This window comes from Kitasatospora sp. NPDC056327 (genome assembly GCF_042261735.1).
Classification (GTDB): domain Bacteria; phylum Actinomycetota; class Actinomycetes; order Streptomycetales; family Streptomycetaceae; genus Kitasatospora.
Genome location: NZ_JBHJRC010000146.1, coordinates 1 through 19,668, shown reverse-complemented (window position 1 = coordinate 19,668; position 19,668 = coordinate 1). Strand labels below are relative to the sequence as shown.

The following is a 19,668-nucleotide window of genomic DNA, read 5'->3' as shown; positions in this document are numbered from 1 at the left end:
GGTGCCGGCACCGCACGCCCCTCCCCCACCGGTGGCCGCCGGAGCGGCGAAGCGGCCCCGGGCATCCCCCACTGGAGCGGGGCCGCTTCCTCGTCACCGACGCTACGCCCGCGAACCGCCCCCCTCCGCACCCCTTGACGCGCTGTTGGCACCGGACCGCCCGCTCCTGACGGATCGTTGACGCGCGGAGGCCTTCAGGGCACGTACCGGTAGCCGATCCCCGGCTCGGTGATCAGGTGGCGGGGCCGGGCCGGATCGCGCTCCAGCTTGCGGCGCAGCGCGGCCAGGTAGACCCGCAGGTAGTTGCCGCGCTGTTCCTGGGCCGGCCCCCAGACCTCGCGCAGGATCCGCCGTCCCGGCACCAGCCGGCCCGGGTCGGCCAGCAGCAGCGCGAGGATCCGCCACTCGGTCGGAGTGAGCCGCACCGGCCCGTCCGGGCCGGTCACGGTGGTGGTGCCGAGGTCCACGGTGTGGTCGCCGATCACCGCCGGGGGCGCCCCCGGGCCCGCCACGGGCGGGCGGCGCAGCACGGCGCGCAGCCGGGCCAGCAGTTCCTCCATCAGGAACGGCTTGGTGAGGTAGTCGTCGGCGCCGGCGTCCAGCGCCTCCACCTTGTCGGCGGCGCCGGACCGGCCGGACAGCACGATGATCGGCACCGCGCTGCGGCGGCGCAGGCCCCGGATGACCTCCATGCCGTCCAGGTCGGGCAGGCCGAGGTCGAGCAGCACGGCGTCGGGGGCACGGCGCGCGGCCCGGTCCAGGGCCTCGCCGCCGGTGGCGGCGGTGCGGACGGCGTACTGCCGGGCGCCGAGGTTGATCCGCAGGGTGCGGAGCAGGGCGGGCTCGTCGTCGACGACGAGGATCTCGCTCATGGGCGGGCCTCCCCGGGGTGCCGCGCGGGCCGGGGCGGGGCGGGCGGCGTCGGGGCGGGGGGCTGCTCGACGACGGGGGACTCGGCGGGGGGCTGCTCGGCGGGGGGCTGCTCGGCGACGGGGGACTCGGCGGTGGGGGGCATCGCGGCGGCGGGCCTCGCCGCGGGCAGGGTGAGCAGCATCGTGGTGCCGCCGCCGGGGGTGTCCTCGACCTCCAGGCTGCCGCCCATCGCCTCGGCCAGACCGCGGGAGAGGGCGAGGCCGAGGCCGACGCCCTGGGTGTTGTCGGTGTCGCCGAGGCGCTGGAAGGGCAGGAAGACCCGGTCGCGGTCCTCGGGGGCGATGCCGGGGCCGCGGTCGATCACCCGCAGTTCGACCCGCCCGGCGTGGTGGCTGGCGGTGACCAGCACGGGCGCGCCGGGGGCGTTGTGGCGCAGCGCGTTGGTGATCACGTTGGCGAGGACGCGCTCCAGCAGCGGCGGGTCGGCGAGGACCGGCGGCACGGCCTCCAGGTCGAGCGGCTGCACCGGCGCGTACGGGTCGGCCAGGGTGTCGAGGGCGCGCGGCAGGATGTCGTCGAGGTGGGTCTCGGCGAGGTGCAGGGTGAGCGCACCCGCCTGCAGGCGGCTCATGTCGAGCAGGTTGTCCACCAGGCGGGTGAGTTTCACGAGGGACTCGTCGGCGGTGGCGAGGAGTTCGGACCGGTCCTCGGCCGAGAACTCGACGTCGGGGCTGCGCAGCGAGCCGACGGACGCGAGGGCGGCGGCGAGCGGGGTGCGCAGGTCGTGGCTGACGGCGGCGAGCAGGGCGGTGCGCATCCGGTCGGCGGCCCTGATCGGTTCGACCTCGGCGGCGACGACGGCGAGCCGGTCGCGTTCCAGGGCGGCGGCCACGTGGGCGGCGAAGGCGGTGAGGACGCGCTGGTCGGCGGCGGGCAGCCGGCGGCCGGTGAGCACGAGGACGGCGTCGGGTCCGACCGGGACCTCGGTGGTCTCCGCGGCGGTGCCCGGCGCCGGCTCACCGCCACCCGGCCCTCCCGTACCGCCCGCGCTGCCCGTACCCGCGGTACCCGTACCGCCCGCGCTGCCCCCGGCGGTGTCGCAGGAGGCCAGCACCCCGCCGCCGGTGCGCTCCAGCAGGGCGACCGAGTCCATCCCGAAGGCGGTCCGGGACTTCTCCAGCAGGGCCGGCAGCGCGTCGGCGCCGCGCAGCACGCTGCCGGCCAGGGTGGAGAGGGTCTCGGCCTCGGCGGTGGCCCGGGCGGCCCGGGTGGTCAGCCGGGTGGCGCGGTCCACGACCGTGGAGACGGTCAGCGCCACGGCGGCGAAGACCACCAGGGCGATGATGTTGTTGGTCTCGCCGACGGTGAAGTCGTGGACCGGCGGGATGAAGAAGTAGTTGAGCAGCACCGAGGCGACGACCGAGGCCAGCAGCGCCGAGGTCGCCCCGCCGAGCAGGGCGACCACGACCACGCCGAGCTGGAAGATCAGCGCGTCGGTGGTGAGGTTGACGGTTTCGTGGGACCGCGAGAGCAGCCCGGTGAGCAGCCAGGGCACCACGAGGCCGGCGGCGAAGCCCGCGACGGTGCGCCGCCGGGAGTGGCGGCGGCCGAGCGCGGGCAGCCGGCCGCGGCCGGTGAAGGCGTGGGTGACCATGTGGACGTCGATGTCCTCCGAGGCGTCCACGGTGGTCTCGCCGATGCCGGGGCCGGTGAGGAAGCGGGTGGTGCGGCCCCGGCGGCTGGTGCCGAGGACGAGCTGGGTGGCGTCGTGGGCCCGGGCGAAGGCGAGCAGCGCGGTGGGGATGTCGTCGCCGACGACCACGTGGTAGCTGCCGCCGAGGGTCTCCACCAGCCGCCGCTGCTGGGCGAGCGCGCCGGAGGAGGCGCCGGCCAGGCCGTCGCTGCGGGTGACGTGGACGGCGAGCAGGTCGCCGCCGGCCGTGCGGTCCGCGATGCGGGCGCCGCGCCGGACCAGGGTCTCCCCCTCGGGACCGCCGGTGAGGGCGACCACGACGCGTTCGCGGGTCTCCCAGACCCGGTCGATGTTGTGGCTGGCCCGGTAGTCGCGCAGCCCCTCGTCGACCCGTCCGGCCACCCAGAGCAGGGCGAGTTCGCGCAGGGCGGTGAGGTTGCCGACCCGGAAGTAGTTGGAGAGCGCGGCGTCCACCTTCTCCGCCCGGTAGACGTTGCCGTGGGCCATCCGGCGGCGCAGCGCCTGGGGGGCCATGTCGACGAGTTCGATCTGGTCGGCCCGGCGGACCACCTCGTCCGGGACGGTCTCGCGCTGCGGGATGCCGGTGATCTTCTGGACGACGTCGTTCAGCGACTCCAGGTGCTGGATGTTGACGGTGGTGATGACGTCGATCCCGGCGTCCAGCAGTTCCTCGACGTCCTGCCAGCGCTTGCCGTTGCGCCCGCCGGGGATGTTGGTGTGGGCGAGTTCGTCGACCAGGAGGACGGCGGGCCGGCGGGCCAGCGCGGCGTCCAGGTCCATCTCCTCGAAGTCGCCGTCCCGGTAGGAGCGGTGGACTCTCGGCAGGACCTCCAGCCCGGTGAGCATGCCCTCGGTGTGGCGGCGGCCGTGGCACTCGATCCAGCCGACGACGACGTCCGCGCCGCGGTCGCGTCTGCGCCGTGCCTCGTCCAGCATCCGGTAGGTCTTGCCGACACCGGGGGCGGAGCCGAGGTACACCCTCAGCCGGCCGCGTCGGTGGCCGGTGCCGGGGGTGAGGTCGCGGGCCATGGGCGCTGCTCTTTCGTTGTGGGTTCCTGGTGGGTCCGGGGCTCCCGTCCGGTGGACGGCCGGCGGGCCGGCCCGGGCGCGGGGTGGTGGCCCCGGCCCGGGTCGGCCCGTCTCATCCGTCCGACCGCACGGCCGTCACTTCTGTTCCGCCAGCGCCCTGTTCAGCAGGACGACGTTGACGCCCGGCTGCCCGAGGAAGCCCAGGGAGCGGCCGTCGGTGTACTCGTCGACCAGCTTGCGGACGGTGTCGGCCGGCAGGTCGCGGGCCCTGGCGACCCGGTCGACCTGCTGGCGGGCGTAGGCGGTGGAGATGTGCGGATCGAGGCCGGAACCGGAGGCGGTGACCGCGTCGGCCGGGACGCCCGCCGGGTCGACGCCGTCGAACGCGGCGACGGCCGCGCGGCGTTCCTCGACGGTCTTGGTGAGGTCCTCGCTGCCGGGGCCCAGGTTGGAGGCGCCGGAGGCGGTCGGGTCGTAGGCGCCGGGCCGCGGCTGGAACCACTTCGGGTCCGGCCGGGGGGCCTCGTCCGGGTCGTCGGGGTTCTGCCTGGGGAGGTCGAAGCTCTGGCCCAGCAGGCCGGAGCCGGCCTCCCTGCCGTCGGCCTTCACGATCGAGCCGTTCGCCTTGTCGGCGAAGGCCAGTTGGGAGATGCCGGTGACCAGCAGCGGGTAGGCGATGCCGAGGAGCACCGTCAGGACCAGCAGGGCGCGCAGCGCGGTGAGGTGGGTGCGCACGGCGGTGGGCAGGGGCTTGGACATGATGCGTTCTCCTCTCTTGCTAGTTGAGGCCGGGGATGAACCGGACGACGAGGTCGATCAGTTTGATGCCGACGAACGGGACGACGAGGCCGCCGAGGCCGTAGAGGCCGATGTTGCGGCGCAGCAGCGAACCGGCGTCGGACGGACGGTACTTCACGCCGCGCAGGGCCAGCGGGATGAGGCCGACGATGACCAGGGCGTTGAAGACGATCGCCGAGGTGATGGCGGACTGCGGGCTGTGCAGGCCCATGATGTTGAGCTTCTCCAGGCCCGGGTACACGGCCGCGAACATCGCCGGGATGATCGCGAAGTACTTGGCGACGTCGTTGGCGATGGAGAAGGTGGTCAGCGCGCCGCGGGTGATGAGGAGCTGCTTGCCGATCTCGACGATCTCGATCAGCTTGGTGGGGTTGGAGTCCAGGTCGACCATGTTGCCGGCCTCCTTGGCCGCCATGGTGCCGGTGTTCATCGCCACCCCGACGTCGGCCTGGGCGAGCGCGGGCGCGTCGTTGGTGCCGTCGCCCGTCATCGCGACCAGCTTCCCGCCGGCCTGCTCCTTCCTGATCAGGGCCATCTTGTCCTCGGGGGTGGCCTCGGCGAGGAAGTCGTCCACGCCCGCCTCCTCCGCGATCGCCCGGGCGGTCAGCGGGTTGTCGCCGGTGATCATGACGGTGCGGATGCCCATCCGGCGCAGCTCGTCGAACCGCTCCCGCATGCCCTCCTTGACGACGTCCTTCAGGTGGACGACGCCGAGCACGCGGGCGGGTGCGCCGCCGGCCCTGGTGGCGACGACCAGCGGGGTGCCGCCGGCCGCGGAGATGCCGTCGACCAGCGAGGAGACCTCCGCGCCGACCGAACCGCCCTGCTCGTGCACCCACCCGGTGACCGCGCCGGCCGCGCCCTTGCGGACCTGGTGCACGCCGTCCGGCTCGGCGAGGTCGACGCCGGACATCCGGGTCTGCGCGGTGAACGGCACCCAGGTGGCGTGGGCCAGTTCGCCCTGGGCGCGGGCCCGCAGGCCGTACCCGGTCTTCGCCAGGACGACGATCGAACGGCCCTCCGGCGTCTCGTCGGCCAGCGACGACAGCTGGGCCGCGCTCGCCAGCTCGTCCCGGGACACGCCCGGGGCGGCGAGGAACTCGGCGGCCTGGCGGTTGCCGAGGGTGATGGTGCCGGTCTTGTCGAGCAGCAGGGTGTCGACGTCGCCCGCGGCCTCGACGGCCCGCCCCGACATCGCCAGCACGTTGCGCTGCACCAGCCGGTCCATGCCCGCGATGCCGATCGCGGAGAGCAGCGCGCCGATGGTGGTCGGGATCAGCGCCACGATCAGCGCGACCAGCACGATCATCGACTGCGGGGCGCCCGCGTAGGTGGCCATCGGCTGCAGGGTGACGACCGCGATCAGGAAGACGACGGTCAGCGAGGCCAGCAGGATGTTGAGCGCGATCTCGTTGGGCGTCTTCTGCCGGGCGGCGCCCTCGACCAGGGCGATCATCCGGTCGATGAAGGTCTTGCCGGGTTCGGAGGAGATCTTCACGACGATCCGGTCGGACAGCACCCTGGTGCCGCCGGTCACCGCGGAGCGGTCGCCGCCCGACTCGCGGATCACCGGCGCGGACTCGCCGGTGATCGCCGACTCGTCGACGGAGGCGACGCCCTCGACGACGTCCCCGTCCCCGGGGACGACCTGCCCGGCCTCGACCACCACGTGGTCGCCGAGCCGCAGCGCCGTGCCCGCGACCTCCTCCTCGGCCCGGGACCGCGGCCAGTCGGTGAGCCGGCGGGCCGGGGTCTCGGTCCGGGTGCGGCGCAGGGTGTCCGCCTGTGCCTTGCCGCGGCCCTCGGCCACCGCCTCGGCCAGGTTGGCGAAGACGGTGGTCAGCCAGAGCCAGACGGTGATCGACCAGGCGAACACCGACGGGTCGGCGACCGCGGAGACCGTGGTGACGACGGAGCCGACCTCGACCACGAACACCACCGGGTTCTTGACCATCACCCGGGGGTCGAGCTTCTTCACCGCGTCCGGCAGGGACGCCAGGATCAGCTTCGGGTCCAGCAGACTGCCGCCGGCCCGGTGCGGCGCCCCGGCGGGCGCCGTCTCCGGCTGCGGCTGGGGCTGCGGCTTCTCGGTCAGGATGGACGACATCAGGAGAGACCTTCCGCGATCGGCCCGAGGGCCAGGGCCGGGAAGTAGGTGAGGCCGACGACGATCAGGACGACGCCCGACAGCAGGCCCACGAACAGCGGCTGGTGGGTGGGCAGGGTGCCCGGGGTGGCGGGGACCGGCCGCTGCTGCGCGAGCGCGCCGGCCAGGGCGAGGACGAAGACCATCGGCAGGAACCGGCCGAACACCATGGCCAGGCCGATCGCGGTGTCGTACCAGTCGGTGTTGACGGTGATGCCGCCGAACGCCGAACCGTTGTTGTTCGCGCCGGAGGTGAACGCGTACAGCACCTCGGAGAAGCCGTGGGCACCGGTGTTGAGCATCCCGGCCCGCTGTCCCGGCAGCGCCATCGCCACACCCGTGCCGACCAGCACGATCGTGGGCGTGGTCAGGATGTAGAGGGAGGCGAACTTCATCTCCCGGCCGCCGAGCTTCTTGCCCAGGTACTCCGGGGTGCGCCCGACCATCAGGCCGGCCACGAAGACCGCGACGACCGCCAGCACCAGCATCCCGTACAGGCCCGAGCCGACCCCGCCGGGTGCGATCTCGCCCAGCATCATGTTGAACATCGTCAGCCCGCCGCCGAACGGCGTGTACGAGTCGTGGAAGGAGTTGACCGCGCCGGTCGAGGTCAGCGTCGTCGAGGCGGCGAACAGGCTGGACGCCGCGATGCCGAACCGCTGCTCCTTTCCTTCCAGCGCCCCGCCGGCCGCCTGCAGGGCGCTGCCCGCGTGCCGCGACTCGGCGAGGGTGATCAGCGCCGTCGAGGCGATCCAGAACAGCGCCATCACGGAGACGATCGCGTAGCCCTGGCGGTGGTCGCCGACCATCCGGCCGAAGGCGCGCGGCAGGGCGAACGGGATCAGCAGGATGAGGAAGACCTCGACCAGGTTGGAGAAGCCGGTCGGGTTCTCGAACGGGTGGGCCGAGTTGGCGTTGAAGAAGCCGCCGCCGTTGGTGCCCAGCAGCTTGATGACCTCCTGGGAGGCCACCGGCCCGCCCGGGACCGCCTGCGGGTCGCCCACCAGGGTGGTGACCTCGTGGAAGCCGTGGAAGTTCTGCACCACGCCGCTCGCCACCAGGACGAGGGCGAAGACGACCGCCACCGGCAGCAGCAGCCGCACGCTGATCCGGGTGAGGTCGACCCAGAAGTTGCCGACCCGGTCGGTGCGGTTGCGCACGAAGCCGCGGATCAGCGTCGCCACGACGGCGATGCCCACGGCCGCGGAGACGAAGTTCTGCACCGCCAGGCCGGCCATCTGGGCCAGGTGCCCCATCGCGGCCTCGCCGCTGTAGGACTGCCAGTTGGTGTTGGCCACGAAGGAGATCGCGGTGTTCCAGGCCTGGTGGCCCTCCATCCGCGGCACGCCCAGGTTCAGCGGCAGCCACTGCTGGAGGCGGATCAGGCCGTAGAGGAAGAGGACGGAGACGGCCGAGAAGGCCAGCACCGAGCGCAGGTAGACCGGCCAGCGCTGGTCGGCACCGGCGTCCACGCCGATCACCCGGTAGAGCGCCGTCTCGGCTCTCAGGTGCTTGGAGGTGGTGAGGATCCGGGCTATGTGGTCGCCCAGGGGGCGGTAGCACAGGGCCAGGGCGCCCACCAGGGCGAGGACCTGCAGCCAGCCCGCGAGAGTCGATCCCATGTCAGAACTTCTCCGGGTGGATCAGCGCCACGACGAGGTAGCCGACGAGCGCGGCGGCCACGATGAGACCCACGATGTTCTCGGTGCTCACAGCTTCTCCACCCCCCGCGCGATCAGGGTGATGACGCCGAACACGGCGAGCGTGACGGCGACGTAGATGAGATCGGACATGGCTCCACCACGGTGGCTCGGAGGTGGCCGCGGCACCGTTCGGGACGGGTGGCCGCGGCACCGGCGGCGGGCCGGCTCTGCCAGCCAACCGCGCTCACGGAGCGTCAACGGGGTTCTTGACGCCCTCCATACGGCGGCCGTTCGATTGTTGACGGGCTCCATACGGGGGCGGCCGCGGGGCACGCGGGGGCTCCTCCGCCGCCGTGGCCGGCCACGGCGGCGGAGCCGTCGCGGGCCCGGCTGCGACACGGCCGTCACGGGCCGGGCTGCACAGGGCCTTCGCGGGCCAGGCCGCGGCAGGGCCCCGGACGGCGGGTGCCGTCCGGAGCCCTGCGGCCGTCGGGGGTCCGGAGCCGGGAACCGTCCGGGGCCGGCTACCCGCGCCCGGAGGCCCGCTGCCGCTCGCGTTCCGGCCGCCGCACCACCGGCTCGCCGCGCCGGACCGCGCCCGGGGCGCGCCGCGAGGGCCGGTCCCCCTTGCTGGAGGAGGTCAGCTGCCACGGCACGCTGATCACCATCACCCCCGGGGTGAACAGCAGCCGGCTCTTCAGCCAGAGCGCCGACTGGTTGTGCAGCAGGTGCTCCCACCAGCGCCCGACCACGTACTCGGGGATGAACACCGCCACCGCCCCGCGCGGGCTGTTCCGCCGGTGCTCCCGCACGTACTGCACCACCGGTTTGGTGATCTCGCGGTACGGCGAGTCCAGCACCTTCAGCGGCACCTCGGTGTCCAGCTCCTCCCAGCGGCGCTCCAGCTCCCCGGTGGCGTCCCGCTCCACCGCCACCGTGAGCGCCTCCAGCGAGTCCGGCGCGCACGCCTGCGCGTACCCGAGCGCCCGCAGGGTCGGCTTGTGCAGCTTGGAGACCAGCACGATCCCGTGCACCCTGGACGGCCGCGCCGGCTCGGCGTCCGCGTCGCCCGGCTCCACCGCCAGCTCCTCGGCGACGCTGTCGTAGTGCCGGCGGATGCCGCGCATCATCACCCACAGGACCACCGCCGCGACCACCGCCAGCCAGGCGCCCTGGGTGAACTTGGTCAGCAGCACGATGACCAGCACCAGCGCCGTGGTGACCGCGCCGGCGAAGTTGATCGCCCGGGAGCGCCGGACGGACCCGCGCCGCGCCGGGTCGGTCCCGCCGGCCGGCATCCGGTTCCAGTGCCGCACCATGCCGATCTGCGACAGCGTGAACGAGGTGAAGACGCCCAGGATGTAGAGGTGGATGAGGCTGGTGACGTCCGCGTCGTACAGCCAGAGCAGCCCGCCGGCCACCACCGCGAGCGCGATGATGCCGTTGGAGAACGCCAGCCGGTCGCCGCGGGTGTGCATCTGCCGGGGCAGGTAGCGGTGCTCGGCCAGGATCGAGGCGAGCAGCGGGAAGCCGTTGAACGCCGTGTTGGCCGCCAGGATCAGCACCAGGGCGGTGACCGCCTGGATGCCGTAGAAGAGGACGCTCCCGTCCCCGCCGAACACGGCCGCCGCCAGCTGCGCGATCACGGTCTGCTGCGGAGCGTCCGCGCAGTCCCCGGCGGAACCGGTGAGCCGGCAGGTGCCGTCGGCGATGTGGACGCCGGAGATCAGGGCCAGGGAGGTGATGCCGACGAACATGACCACGGCCGTGGTGCCCATCACGGCCATCGTCGCGGCGGCGTTCCTCGACTTCGGCGCCCGGAACGCCGGCACGCCGTTGGAGATCGCCTCCACACCGGTCAGCGCCGTGCAGCCGGAGGCGAACGCCCGCAGCCCCAGCATCAGCAGGCCCAGCCCGGCCAGGGCGTCCTTGCCGTCCTCCGGCACGATCCCGTACGCGGCGCTGGCGGCCACCGGCGCGTCGCCGAACGCCGCCCGGATCAGACCGGTGACCACCATCAGCAGCATGCCGCCGATGAACAGGTAGGTCGGCGCGGCGAAGGCCTTGCCGGACTCGCGGACGCCGCGCAGGTTCATCGCCATCAGCAGCAGGACGAAGCCGAGTGCCAGCTCCACCCGGTGGTCCGCCAGCGAGGGCAGCGCCGAGATGATGTTGTCCACCCCGGAGGCCACCGAGACGGCGACCGTCATCACGTAGTCGACCAGCAGCGAGGCGGCCACCACCAGGCCCGCGTTGGCGCCCAGGTTGCGGGAGACCACCTCGTAGGAGCCGCCGCCGCTCGGGTAGGCGTGCACGACCTGGCGGTAGGACATCACCACGACCGCCATCAGCCCGACCACGCCGGCCGCGACCCACGGGGTCAGGTAGAGGAAGGCGGTGCCGCCGACGGTGAGCACCAGCAGGATCTCCTGGGTCGCGTAGGCGACCGAGGAGAGCGGGTCGGAGGCGAAGACCGGCAGGGCCAGGCGCTTGGGGAGCAGCGTCTCGCCGAGCTCCTCGCTGCGCATGGCCCGGCCGATCACGAGGCGCTTGAGCGCCTGGGGCACGTTGAACACACCGGCGAGCGTAAGCGTGTGCGACGGCCGCACGACCGGCCGTTCCGGCGTGGCCACGACGGCCCGGAGCGGCCCGCCCACCGGGGCGTTTCCGCAGGTCGGAGCGGCCGTGCGGGAGAATCGGCGGGCGCGGCGGCGGTGTCCCGGGGGCGCGGCGGGGGCACGGCGGGGGCGCCGAAGGGGCCGTTAAGACATCGTCAAGATCTGGCGACCGGGTCGGACAAGAGGGGCATTCGACGTGAATCACCCCGCTCCGGGGACAGCCGTCGGGCCACCGCGGAGTCCCCTCACATCCGCATCCGGAGACGGCAGACCACCGCGTCGGTGTGCCGGCGCAGCGCCCGGTCGATCACCGCGCCGCGCCGGTTCTGCAGCGCCCGCTGCCAGGCCCGGGCGGGTTCGACCTCGGGGATCAGGACGGTGATGCGGTCGTAGGCGCGCTCGGCGGCGAGCTCGTTGACGAAGGCGGCGAGCGGCGGGCCGAGGCGCCGGTGGCCGTCCGGGATCTCCACCAGCGGCACCCCCGGCCGCCACAGTTCCCAGTCCCGGCGCAGCGCCTCGGCGCCGTCGGGCCCTTGGCCGTCCGGCTCGTGGACCACCGTGGCGGCGAGCACCTCGTCGCCGAGCGAGAGCGCGGCGGACAGCGCGTCCCGGGTCAGCCGGGTGATCGCGACGACCGGGACGACGACCAGGCTGCGCTGCGGGGTCAGCGGGCCGGGGACGCGCCCCAGCTCCAGCCGTTCGCCGATCCGCGCGTAGCCCCGGTGCACCGCCTCGAACAGCAGCACCAGCAGCGGCAGGGCCAGGCAGATGCCCCAGGCGCCCTCGGTGAACCTGGTGCCGGTGACGACGAGCGCGGCGGTGCCGGTGAGCAGCGCCCCGAACCCGTTCAGCGCCGCCTTCCACCGCCAGTGGGCGGGCTTCCCGGTGCGCCAGTGGCGGACCATGCCGACCTGGCAGACCGTGAAGCCGACGAACACGCCGATCGCGAAGAGCGGGACCAGGCTGTTGACGTCACCGCCCGAGCCGACCAGCAGCACCGCCGAGACCGCGGCCAGGAAGAGCACCCCGTGCCGGTGCACCTGGCGGTCGGCGCGCAGCGCGAAGACGTGCGGCAGGTGGTTGTCGCGGGCCAGCAGGTGGAGCAGGACCGGCAGCCCGCCGAAGGAGGTGTTGGCGGCCAGCCCCAGCAGCAGCACGGTGGCGAACTGCACCAGGTAGAAGCCGGCGCCGTGGCCGAGCGAGGCGTCGGCCAGCTGGGCGAGCACGGTGACGCCCTCGACCGGCTGGAGGTGGAAGCGGCCGATCAGCACGGCCAGTCCGATGAGCATCACCCCGAGCAGCGCGCCGAGCGCGACCTCGGTGCGCTGCGCGCGCTTCACGCCCGGCGCACGGAAGGACGGGACGGCGTTCGCCACCGCCTCCACGCCGGTCAGTGCCGAGCAGCCGGCCGCGAAGGCCTTGAGCAGCAGCAGCGCGCCCACCGCCGTGGCGCTCTCCGTCAGCACCGAGGCGTGCCCGGCCGCGGCGGCCGTACTCGCGGGAGCTTCCCGGAACAGGCCCACCACGACGATCGCCAGGACCGCGAGCACGAAGACGGCGGTCGGCGCCAGGAACCAGCGGGCCGACTCGGCGATCCCGCGCAGGTTGACCGCCGTCACCAGCGCCAGCACGCCCAGGCAGAGCCACACCCGGTGGCCGTACAGCCCCGGCACCGCCGAGGTGAGCGCCGCCACCCCGGCCGTCACCGACACCGCGACGTTCAGCACGTAGTCGATCACCAGCGAGGCGGCCGCGGTCAGCGCAGTCCGCCGCCCCAGGTGGGCCTTGGCCACCGCGTAGGAGCCACCGCCGTCCGGGAAGGCCGCGATGACCTGCCGGTAGGAGGCGACCAGCACGGCCAGCAGCACGGCGATCGCCGCGGTGACGGGGAGCGTGAACCCCAGCCCGTACGCCCCGGCCGCGGCCAGCACCAGCACGATCGACTCCGGCCCGTAGGCCACCGAGGCCATCGCGTCCAGGGAGAGCGCCGCCAGGCCGCCCAGCACGGTGAGCCGGTGCCGGTCTCCGACGCCTCCCACCGTCCGGCCGGCGCCGGTATCGGGCGGCTCTGGGTCGGCGGCGACGGCCGGGGCGAGGGGGCTGGACATCGGACGGGACCTCCGCAGTCGATCGGTTGCTCCGATCCTGCGTGCGCCGTCCGGCCGGATCCGCGGTCCCTACGCGTTCCTGACGGGCCGTCCCCCGCCCTTGACGTCCCCCTGACGCGGCTCGGGCCGTCGTCCCGGCCTGGGCGGGGTGGGCGGGCCGTCGTCCCGGCGGGCGCCGGTTGGGAAGACGATCAGCTGGACGGAGGACTCCCGGGCGCGCTACCGCGCGGCCGGGACTGCTCTGCGGACAGGCTGAACGGCCCTGCCCCACCCCTGCCCCACCACTGTGCTGCCTTGGTCAGGTAATTGCAAGTCATTCGCAATAACCCTCGCCCGAACGCTCCGCTACCCTCCGCACATGCACCACCACCCCCCGTCCCCCTCCTTCTCCCCCTTCTCCCCACTGTCCCCCCTCCTCCTCATCGACCTCGACCACACCCTGGTCGAACGCGAAGGCGGCCCCGACGCTTGGGCCCCCGCCTTCTGCGCCGCCCACGGCCTGCCCCCCGAGGACGCCCCCACCGTCCTCGCCCTGATCCGCGTCGACCGCTCCCCCGCCGGCTTCACCCGGATCGCCGCCCGCTACGGCCTCCCCCGCTCCGGCGCCGACCTCTGGGAGGAGCACGTCGCCCACGAGGCCGCCCGCACCCACCCGATCCCCGGCACCCCCGAGGCCCTCGCCGCCCTCCGCGCGGCCGGCTGGCCCATCGCCGTCGTCACCAACGGCCACACCGACATCCAGCGCGCCAAACTCGCCCGCACCGGCCTGCTCCCCGCCGTCGACGCCGTCTGCGTCTCCGAGGAGGCCGGCGCCCGCAAACCCTCCCCCGCGATCTTCCACCTCGCCGCCGCCCGCCTCGGCCGCACCCTCACCCCCGCCGACTGGATGGTCGGCAACAACCCCGCCACCGACCTCCGCGGCGCCCACGCCACCGGCCTCCGCTCCATCTGGATCACCCCGACCCCACCCCCACCCCACCCCCCGTCCCACCCCACCCCCACCCACACCGCCCCCGACACCCCGACCGCCGCCACCCTCCTCCTCGCCCTCCCCCAGTGACCCCCACACCGAAGACCGACCCACACCCCACACCCCCGCGAACCACAGACCGCCCTCCACCCCACACCCGCCACAGGACCCGAACCCGAGGGTCTCGAACAGCGCCGACCGCTGAATCTCCGCCTGCTCCATCCTCGCCAGGAACTCCACCCGCGCCGTCGCCCCCCGCCTCGGCCTGCCTGGCCCGCCTGGCGACCAAGTCGATCTCCTGCACGCAGGTCGCGTACTGCACGTAGGTGTCGAGCTTCCGCTCGTCCCACCGCGCGGCCATCACCCGCCGGTGCTTGGTCCGCTCCGCCCGCCCCGTGGCCACAAACGAGGCGAGCGCCCCCACCAGGACGTCTACCAGCGTGACGATCTGAGTAATCACCGGCCCGAACCCAGCGAAGTCCCCGCAGTGAATCGCTGTGGGGACTTCGCAGTCGTGGCCAGGCCGAGGTCGAACCGGTGGCTTCCCACCCCCAGGCGACGTCCAGGGCCTTGGACGGCAGATGGCCTGCTGCGGCCCGCCAGCCTGCCCCCACTCCGGTCCGCTGCCGTCCAGCACTGCAGACCGCTGTTGGCGTAGGGCTGGCGCACCCCAATGGCTCTACCGGCCAAGTGTCATGTGAGGTCGGAGGTCGACGAAGCCGTCTCCAGCGCGTGTAGCGAGACGTAGCGTTGCCTCTGGGTGAAGGCCGACCCCCTCCCCGCCATCTGGTGCGACAGCCCCGCTGACAGCTGCCGATGCTGGGGATCGCCGGCCCGGGACAGAAGGAAGACCTGATATCGACCCTCAGCCCATCCTTCGCCACGAGATGCCTTGATCACATTGGCAATCTTGCGGTCCCAGCGATCATCAGATGCGCCCAGGCGGTCGGCCTCCTCTGGAGTCCACTCGACATCGTCGCGCCGGTACAAGATCGATGGGATCTCCTTCTTGATCTCGCGATCCGCATAGAAGGCGATCCGCTTCACGGGGCGGAACGCCCGCCCTGCCTGACAGACGAATGCACTGCACTGAGCGACGTTGTAGAGCTGCCAAGCGTCCCGCGCGGCCACCACCACGGTGTCCTCAAGCAACCTGCCGGGCCGCTCTGCGTAGGTGTCCATGGCCCGAGACTGGCTCTCAAGCCACTTGCCGGCCTCGGGACTCAAGTAGCTGGCGACCTGGACTATGCGGCGGACCTCGAACGGAATGTCAACGTTGATCAGCGAGTCGTGGTGGGCGAGTCGGTTACGCAGCTTGCGGATGTGCTCCAAGGCGGTGGCAACGTCTTTGCGCCGGCCCGAGGAGTACGGAAAGGCGCGGTGGAGGCAGTCCCGCCACAGATCTTCATACTTGGGGCCGAGCAGGCCTGACCAGAAGCCGAAGCTCAGGCCGGCAACGATCTGATCCCGGGTCTCCCGCAACGCGCGAGCACGGCCCTTCGGGCCCTGCTCTTGGGCCCGAAGGCGGGCTCGGACGATGTCCACGGCATCCGTGACATGCTCGCCGCCGGCTGTTTGCAACATGAACCACGGGATGCCTCGCGCGGCCTCACCGAAGTAGTCCCGCAAGCACCTGTCGAGGCCGTTGCGGAGGAGAACCTCCAGGTGTCCTACCAGCTCGAACACCGCTGCGGAGGTCCGAGCGTTCCATGCGTAAAGATCAAGCGCTTCGCGTCGATCGCTTGAGAACCTGTTGTAAGGCGCCAGTCTGGATTCCGAGATCGCATCCCAGACAGTCTCGACGTCTTCGTCGCCACTCAGCATGAGGGGATGCTACTCTCCAGGAGAACGCCCCAGTGTCGCCTCTGTTTCATGCGCCTGGGGCTACATCTTTTTCTGCGTCGGCTGCCTGCCACGCCGCTCTCCCCAACGGCAACGTGTCAGCAACGAGCTGCATTGACTCCACGACCGTCACAGCGCCGGCGGCGGTCAGCCTGGCGTCCTTGCCGGACTTGTTGGCGTAGCCGATCGTTGGGACGCCAGCGACCTCCCCGGCCTCGACGTCGGGCGCCCGGGGGCGCACCCGAAGACACCGACCACGTAGTCGCTGAGACCGTGCTCGGCGAGGTAGGACTCGATGGCCGCGCCCGCGTTGTCGCTGACCACGGAGACCAGGCGGCCGGAGCGGGCACACGCACGGAGAACCGATGCTCCGCCCGGGGTAGGACGGGCGCCCCGAACGGCTTCGGTCTCCAGCGCGGCCAGCGCGGCGTCCGCAGTCTCCGTGAGATCGGGCCGGGCATTCGAGATCAGCGGGAGGAGGGCGAGCGGGTCTCCCTCCTCCTCAGCCCCGGCCAGGGCCTGCTCGCCCGCGGCGAGCAGGCCCTCACGGAGTCGGCGCGCGACCTCCGGGGCGGGGAGGCCGGCGAAGACCGAGCACACCGGGCCGTCGAAGTCGAGGAGCACGTGCTTCACCGGCCGCAGCACGTCGGCGAGTTACTGAGGGGTGGCGGCCATGACTGCCACTCGAACGCGATCGTGCTCCACGCCCGCTGGACGTGCTGCGAGCCGAGCTAGGCGAGGCATCGTCCGGGCCGGCGGCGTGGTGGAACAGGGTGGTTCCTTGCCGATGACGTCGTGGAAGGTGTGGGCGGTGTCCTCGATCGCCACGGTGCGCTCGCGGAGCGGGTAGGAGCCGAAGAACGCCTCCGACCGGTTCAGGGCGTACAGCTTGAACAGACTGGACGCCGGACGAGGCCCAGCTCGGCCGGCGTCTCCACCGAGTGCGCGATCCCGCCGGCGTTCGTCGGAGCGGTGTTGCGAGCGCGCTGCCGGAAGGCGGCTTCGTCCTGGAGACTGTCGCCCAGGACCGGCCCGGCCATGGGCGCCGCGGTCTCCGGCAGCAGAAGCCGGATGGTGATGGACTCCGATGCCGGCCGGAGAGGTCGGGGTCACGCGTGAGGCCGCGGCCCGACCGGCCGGGATGTCCGCTCCTGGGCGAAGGACCCGCCCCAGAACAGGCAGCCTCCCCGCTCGCGAAGCGGCCGTACGACCTGCACCACGCGGGGTGTCGTTCTGGCTGCGGTCCGGCGTGGACCCGGCGGAGTGCGCCCGCCGGGCCGGCCACAGCATCGCCCTGCTGCTGCGCGTCCACGCGAAGTGTCCGGACGGCGCGATGGAGGCCGCGAACCACCGGATCACGGAGGGCCTGAGCGAGTGGGACTGACCACAGCCCCCGCCCGAGCCGTCCCACCGATGTCCCACACGCGCTGGTCAGGAGGCGAGACAGGCCGAGACAACCATGCCTTTTCAGGTCTTTTCGATCACCCTTGAAGGTGGGCATGAGAAAGGGCCCGTGATCTACGTTTCCGCAGGTCACGGGCCCTTCTCTATCCTGTGGCTGGTGCAGGGTTCGAACCTGCGTAGCTTGCGCGACAGATTTACAGTCCATGAGGCGAACCGGCCTGCCCTGCCTCTCAGCATGCTCTGCTCTGCGCTATCCCATACATCTCCCGCGTCTGCGTCGGACCAGACACCGCTGTCGTTCTTGGAAGAGGATGCACGCAGCACTGCTGCCGGCCTCGCGGGCCTCGCCGCCGCTGTTGGGTGGGCAGCCACGAACACGTGTCCCGCGGTTCCAGGCTCACCCGCCATGCAGCGCGAGCAGTTGAGGCTGCGCGTCAGGCTAAGGTTTTCCCAGCCGACCTAGGGGGCCGTAGTGAGCAAGTTTCACGTCAGCCAGATCGAGACCCACGTCCGGACCCTTCACGAACAGGGAAACTGGAGGAGTGACCTGAATGAGGTCAACAACTTGTCGCGACTCCTAGCGCTTCACGCTGTTCAACTTACGCTCGGCCCGTCGGATGGAACGCAAATCCTCGAAATTACGGATGGGACGAAGGACCGGGGAATCGATGCCATTGGTGTCGACCCGACGGCAAAGCTGGTCGTGTTTGTTCAGTCGAAGTGGCGCCAGGACGGGACTGGATCAATGGCGCTGGGCGACATGTTGAAGTTCCTGCAAGGTGTCAAGTCTCTACTTGGAATGAGGGCAGGCGACGAACCTGCACATGCTTCCGAAGAGACCAAAACGGCGGTCCGGGAGCTTCTGAAGACGCCAGGCGCACGCATCCGTCTTGTCACCGTCACCACTGCCATCGACCCGCTTGCGGAAGATGTACAGGAACCCGTTTCGGAGCTATTGGGGCAACTTAACGACCTGGAGGGCACCGAACCCCTGGCCGTGCACGGCCACATCTCTCAGGCCGACCTTTTCAATTCAATCGCCGCGAAGGCCCGCCCCTTGGTCAATATTGAGCTGCAAATGCTCGACTGGGGACGGGCCTCGGACCCTCAGAAAATGTACTACGGACGCGTAAGCGCGGCCGAGATCGCCGGATGGTTCAAGAATCACGGAACCGACCTTTTTGCCGAAAATATTCGAGTCGTGATTCCTCGCTCCGATATCAATGACGGAATCCTCAAAACGGTCGTCGATGAACCCGAGCGCTTTGCGTACTACAACAACGGGATCACCATGTTGGCCGAGGCCATTGAGATTGGGCCAGGTGGCGCGCTCAATCGCGATGTCGGCTACTTCAAATTGACAGGCTCCAGTATCGTCAACGGAGCCCAGACAGTATCCACCTTGGGCTCAGCCCTCGGGACGGACTACGAACCGAATCTGGGCAATGCCTTTGTCCTCGTTCGCTGCATCGAGGTACCGCAGGACGAAGAAGAACTCGGCCGAAGGATCACCCGCTACGCGAACACTCAAAATGAGGTATCAAGCCAAGACTTCGCCTTCCTAGACCAGCAGCAACACCGCCTTGTTCGCGAGCTTCAGGTTCTGGGGTATGAATACATCCTAAGGTCGGCTGAACAGCCGAAATCGAAGGATCCGGAGAAAGTCATCGAGGTTCGCCAGGCGGCTGTAGCTCTCGCATGCGCTTCGCCGACTCTCGGGCACGCCGTGATCGCCAAGCGAGAAGTATCCCGGCTTTTCTCCGACCCCTCCGTATATCGCTCACTCTTCAATCCATTGACAGACCCCTTGAGGCTTACTCGAGCAGTGCGGATCACAGCGACGGTTGATCAATTGCTGGATCTGATCGAGCGAGAGCGTGACGGAGCGGAGGCGGGGATCGCGGTACATGGACGGAGGGTGATCGCCCATCTGGTGATGCGGGGATTGGGTGACAAATTCCTGAAAGAGCCGGATAGTGACCTGGACGCCGCATTGGCCAGCTTGGAGCCGAACGTCCACCGCTACGTTTCCGCGATGGCCGAGGCATTCCCAGCCAATGCATATCCGGGCAACGTGTTCAAGAATCAGGCACGGATCTCAACCTTGATCAAGCAAGCGGGACTCTGATCTGCATGGCCCGATCCTCCGACACCTAGCACAGCCAGGACCTGTTTAAGATTCGGATCATGTGGCTGGAGTCAGGGACTTCAGCCACATGATCGATCCGCAGAGGTGCAGACCAGCCATGTAGATCTCCGGGCTCTTGTCGTATCGAGTGGCCAGGCCTCGCCATATCTTGATCTTCTGAGAGCACCGTTCGACGTGGTTGCGCCGCTTGTAGCGGTCGGAATCGCAGGGACCGGCCGACCGCCGGTGGAGCCTTTCCGCTTTCGGTTCGGCACCTAAAGCTTGTTGCAGAAGTCCGGGTGGTGGCAGGTCGATGTGTGCTTTGACCTGCTGATTCAGGCGGTTCGGGCGAGGTTGTGCATGTGGGCGACGGCCTGCACCGCGTGGTGCAGGCC

Annotated in this window: 13 protein-coding genes, 1 tRNA gene and 1 pseudogene; 3 read left to right on the top strand and 12 right to left on the bottom strand. The window is 71.1% G+C overall.

All coding sequences use genetic code 11. From position 1 onward, the window contains the following. Positions 1–194: 194 nt before the first annotated feature. The 8 genes from ACFCX4_RS21250 to ACFCX4_RS21215 all read right to left on the bottom strand — a co-directional run bounded on the left by ACFCX4_RS21250 (position 195) and on the right by ACFCX4_RS21215 (position 12,929). The gene (locus ACFCX4_RS21250) at positions 195–872 is read right to left on the bottom strand and encodes a response regulator (protein ID WP_376144664.1); all 678 of its coding nucleotides are present in this window, start codon (positions 870–872) and stop codon (positions 195–197) included. After that, complete coding sequence (locus tag ACFCX4_RS21245) at positions 869–3,616, bottom strand: ATP-binding protein (protein ID WP_376144662.1); 2,748 nt, start codon at positions 3,614–3,616, stop codon at positions 869–871. Before ACFCX4_RS21245 ends, ACFCX4_RS21250 begins: the two co-directional genes overlap by 4 nt. A 135-nt stretch (positions 3,617–3,751) precedes the next feature. Then, positions 3,752–4,375, bottom strand: coding sequence for a potassium-transporting ATPase subunit KdpC (kdpC, locus tag ACFCX4_RS21240; protein ID WP_376144660.1), 624 nt, complete (start codon positions 4,373–4,375; stop codon positions 3,752–3,754). A gap of 19 nt (positions 4,376–4,394) precedes the next feature. Then, positions 4,395–6,521, bottom strand: coding sequence for a potassium-transporting ATPase subunit KdpB (gene kdpB, locus ACFCX4_RS21235; protein ID WP_376144658.1), 2,127 nt, complete (start codon positions 6,519–6,521; stop codon positions 4,395–4,397). After that, positions 6,521–8,182 carry a potassium-transporting ATPase subunit KdpA gene (gene kdpA, locus ACFCX4_RS21230; protein ID WP_376144656.1) on the bottom strand — a complete coding sequence of 554 codons (1,662 nt, stop codon included), beginning with the start codon at positions 8,180–8,182 and terminating at the stop codon, positions 6,521–6,523. Before kdpA ends, kdpB begins: the two co-directional genes overlap by 1 nt. A 1-nt stretch (position 8,183) precedes the next feature. Then, complete coding sequence (gene kdpF / locus ACFCX4_RS21225) at positions 8,184–8,273, bottom strand: K(+)-transporting ATPase subunit F (RefSeq protein ID WP_376144654.1); 90 nt, start codon at positions 8,271–8,273, stop codon at positions 8,184–8,186. 454 nt (positions 8,274–8,727) lie between these two features. After that, the gene (locus tag ACFCX4_RS21220) at positions 8,728–10,731 is read right to left on the bottom strand and encodes an APC family permease (RefSeq protein ID WP_376144666.1); all 2,004 of its coding nucleotides are present in this window, start codon (positions 10,729–10,731) and stop codon (positions 8,728–8,730) included. Between the two features lie 335 nt (positions 10,732–11,066). Next, on the bottom strand, positions 11,067–12,929 hold the full coding sequence (locus ACFCX4_RS21215; RefSeq protein ID WP_376144652.1) for an APC family permease: 1,863 nt from the start codon (positions 12,927–12,929) through the stop codon (positions 11,067–11,069). Between the two features lie 358 nt (positions 12,930–13,287). Here ACFCX4_RS21215 and ACFCX4_RS21210 point away from each other — a divergent pair, with 358 nt between their 5' ends. Continuing rightward, positions 13,288–13,989 carry an HAD family hydrolase gene (locus tag ACFCX4_RS21210; protein ID WP_376144651.1) on the top strand — a complete coding sequence of 234 codons (702 nt, stop codon included), beginning with the start codon at positions 13,288–13,290 and terminating at the stop codon, positions 13,987–13,989. Positions 13,990–14,592: 603 nt separating this feature from the next. On the opposite strand, the gene ACFCX4_RS21205 is transcribed toward ACFCX4_RS21210, so the two are convergent. Beyond that, positions 14,593–15,723, bottom strand: coding sequence for a hypothetical protein (locus ACFCX4_RS21205; protein ID WP_376144649.1), 1,131 nt, complete (start codon positions 15,721–15,723; stop codon positions 14,593–14,595). A 165-nt stretch (positions 15,724–15,888) separates the two neighbouring features. Next, positions 15,889–16,374, bottom strand: a complete 486-nt coding sequence (locus ACFCX4_RS21200; protein WP_376144648.1) for a hypothetical protein — start codon at positions 16,372–16,374, stop codon at positions 15,889–15,891. A 592-nt stretch (positions 16,375–16,966) separates the two neighbouring features. Between ACFCX4_RS21200 and ACFCX4_RS21195 the strand changes: the two genes are divergently transcribed. Then, positions 16,967–17,125 (top strand): integrase, encoded by a 159-nt coding sequence (locus ACFCX4_RS21195; RefSeq protein WP_376144646.1) that lies wholly within the window; start codon positions 16,967–16,969, stop codon positions 17,123–17,125. 171 nt (positions 17,126–17,296) lie between these two features. Here the strand turns inward: ACFCX4_RS21195 and ACFCX4_RS21190 are convergent. Next, positions 17,297–17,373 (bottom strand) — tRNA-Tyr (locus ACFCX4_RS21190). A gap of 244 nt (positions 17,374–17,617) precedes the next feature. On the opposite strand from ACFCX4_RS21190, the gene ACFCX4_RS21185 reads away from it, so the two are divergent. After that, complete coding sequence (locus ACFCX4_RS21185; RefSeq protein WP_376144644.1) at positions 17,618–19,273, top strand: AIPR family protein; 1,656 nt, start codon at positions 17,618–17,620, stop codon at positions 19,271–19,273. Between the two features lie 57 nt (positions 19,274–19,330). On the opposite strand, the pseudogene ACFCX4_RS21180 reads toward ACFCX4_RS21185, so the two are convergent. Continuing rightward, positions 19,331–19,542, bottom strand: a pseudogene (locus ACFCX4_RS21180) (IS5/IS1182 family transposase); the annotation flags it as partial. Positions 19,543–19,668 lie beyond the last annotated feature (126 nt).

What these genes read in the sequence shown, in the direction of transcription:
- ACFCX4_RS21250 (WP_376144664.1), bottom strand. Translation starts at nt 872, where the DNA reads ATGAGCGAGATCCTCGTCGTCGACGACGAGCCCGCCCTGCTCCGCACC.
- ACFCX4_RS21245 (WP_376144662.1), bottom strand. Translation starts at nt 3,616, where the DNA reads ATGGCCCGCGACCTCACCCCCGGCACCGGCCACCGACGCGGCCGGCTG.
- kdpC (WP_376144660.1), bottom strand. Translation starts at nt 4,375, where the DNA reads ATGTCCAAGCCCCTGCCCACCGCCGTGCGCACCCACCTCACCGCGCTG.
- kdpB (WP_376144658.1), bottom strand. Translation starts at nt 6,521, where the DNA reads ATGTCGTCCATCCTGACCGAGAAGCCGCAGCCCCAGCCGCAGCCGGAG.
- kdpA (WP_376144656.1), bottom strand. Translation starts at nt 8,182, where the DNA reads ATGGGATCGACTCTCGCGGGCTGGCTGCAGGTCCTCGCCCTGGTGGGC.
- ACFCX4_RS21220 (WP_376144666.1), bottom strand. Translation starts at nt 10,731, where the DNA reads ATGCGCAGCGAGGAGCTCGGCGAGACGCTGCTCCCCAAGCGCCTGGCC.
- ACFCX4_RS21215 (WP_376144652.1), bottom strand. Translation starts at nt 12,929, where the DNA reads ATGTCCAGCCCCCTCGCCCCGGCCGTCGCCGCCGACCCAGAGCCGCCC.
- ACFCX4_RS21210 (WP_376144651.1), top strand. Translation starts at nt 13,288, where the DNA reads ATGCACCACCACCCCCCGTCCCCCTCCTTCTCCCCCTTCTCCCCACTG.
- ACFCX4_RS21205 (WP_376144649.1), bottom strand. Translation starts at nt 15,723, where the DNA reads ATGCTGAGTGGCGACGAAGACGTCGAGACTGTCTGGGATGCGATCTCG.